Origin of the sequence: Bacteroides faecis MAJ27 (genome assembly GCF_900106755.1) — a bacterium.
Lineage (GTDB): Bacteria > Bacteroidota > Bacteroidia > Bacteroidales > Bacteroidaceae > Bacteroides > Bacteroides faecis.
Genome location: NZ_FNNN01000068.1, coordinates 1 through 1,846, shown reverse-complemented (window position 1 = coordinate 1,846; position 1,846 = coordinate 1). Strand labels below are relative to the sequence as shown.

The 1,846-nt window shown below is 44.6% G+C and carries 1 protein-coding gene; it reads right to left on the bottom strand.

What is annotated here, in order from left to right:
* Positions 1-68: 68 nt before the first annotated feature.
* A complete protein-coding gene (locus BLW31_RS23650; RefSeq protein ID WP_010536421.1) occupies positions 69-1,730 on the bottom strand; it encodes an IS1182 family transposase in 1,662 nt (553 codons plus the stop codon).
* Between the last annotated feature and the right edge of the window lie 116 nt (positions 1,731-1,846).

Here is a 1,846-nt window from a genome sequence, read left to right as displayed (position 1 = left end):
GAGGTTGTGTCAAAACGTTGGCACAACCTTTTTTTTACGTTTTACAGTCCTGCTATATTTTCTTTTGCTTATGATGCTTTTTTCTGATTCATTTGGTAAGACGTTGCTATCTTCCACTTGTAGCGGTTTATAAATAGCCCAATAAGCATAGATTTAGCAAATGTAATGAGTCCCTTTCCTGCCTTTCTCAGTTTTGCACACATCTTTTTGATATTAAAAGCTATGGCAAAGAAGGCAAAGTCCATTGTCACCTTGTCTTCTCCCACATGCCGGAACCTTCTGTATGCCATGTTGTATTTCATTTGTCCAAAAACAGCTTCCGGTTCTATACACCGCCTGCCTCTATGCCTGATTCCTTCTTTTGAGAGCAACCTTTCCCGGGCTTGTCGTTTGTATTGGTTTAACCGGTGGTTGACTTCTATCATACGGTTCCCCCGTGCTTTAAAACAACTTCCACGCAAAGGACAGCCCTCGCATCTTTGTGCCTTATACCGGGCACTTTCGGTGGTGTATCCGCTCACCGTTCTGTCACGTTTGGTTCCTATGCGGTTCATGTGCTGCCCCATCGGACAAACGTAATAATCCCCTTCCGCATTGTAATGGAGACTTTCCGCATGGAACGGGTTGGACGTATAACGGGGACGCTGTTCTTTATGGAAGTAGTTGTACTTGACAAAGGCTTCTATCCCGTTCTCCTGCATGAACCGGTAATTTTCTTCCGAGCCGTAACCGGAGTCTGCCACACCGATAGCAGGTAAGCGGTTATAGCGGTGCCGGAAGGAGTGGAAAAAAGGAATGAGGGTCAGCGTATCGGTAGGGTTGGGAAACAGTCGGAAGTCTATGATGAATTGGTTTTCAGTGCCTGTTTGCAAATTATATCCGGGTTTGGTCTGCCCATTCCTCATGGCGTCTTCTTTCATGCGCATGAATGTGGCATCAGGATCGGTCTTGGAATAGGAATTACGTTCTCCAAGGACATCAAGGTGATTGTCGTATTCCATCAGCTTGTCACGATACCCTTCAAGTTCCCTGACCTGTTTCTTTTTCTCCCGCAGGGTTTTCTTTTCTTCCTTGTCCTTTGTTGCAGGCCGGTGTTCCAGGGCTTCTTTAAGTTCATTCGCTATGCCCGAGAGCATGGAGGGAGTGAACTCCACGGATGTGTCTTTTACGGAGTTCTCCTGTGCAATGGTTTCATCCACCTGCTCCAGAAGGATGCGGATCTTATCCATCAACCTTGTACGGTTCCTTTCGACTGTCTTGCGCCAGACAAAAGTATATTTGTTGGCCTTGGACTCGATCTTGGTACCGTCGATATACTCCACGTCAAGACTGATGAAACCTTTGTCGGCAAGGACAAGAACCAACTGCGTGAATACGTTGTTTATTTCCTCCTTTACACGGTTACGAAAACGGTTGATGGTAATAAAATCCGGATGCTCATTACCGGCAAGCCAGATATAATGGATGTCACGCAAAAGAAGCTTCTCGATTTTACGGCAGGAATAGATATTGTTCATGTAAGCGTAGATAATGACCTTGAGCATCATCTTAGGATGATAGGCTGAGCGCCCAGTTTCTTTATAAAGCTTCTTGAAATTATCAAGATTGAGATTATCAACAACTGCATTGACGATGCGGACAGGGTCGTTCGCAGCTATGTTTTCATCAATTCTTTGTGGAAAAAGAACGGTTTGGTTGGGAATGTAAGGACGAAAATGTAACTTTGCCATAACGAAAATGTAATGCCTAAAGTTACAAAAAAATTAGGTAATAACAAAGCCCGGGCTTGGGAAAGTCTGGGCTTTGCGCATAAAAAAAAGTTGTGCCAGCATTTTGACACAACCTC

Excerpts from the sequence above, each read along its gene's own strand:
- BLW31_RS23650 (WP_010536421.1), bottom strand. The coding sequence starts at position 1,730 with ATGGCAAAGTTACATTTTCGTCCTTACATTCCCAACCAAACCGTTCTT.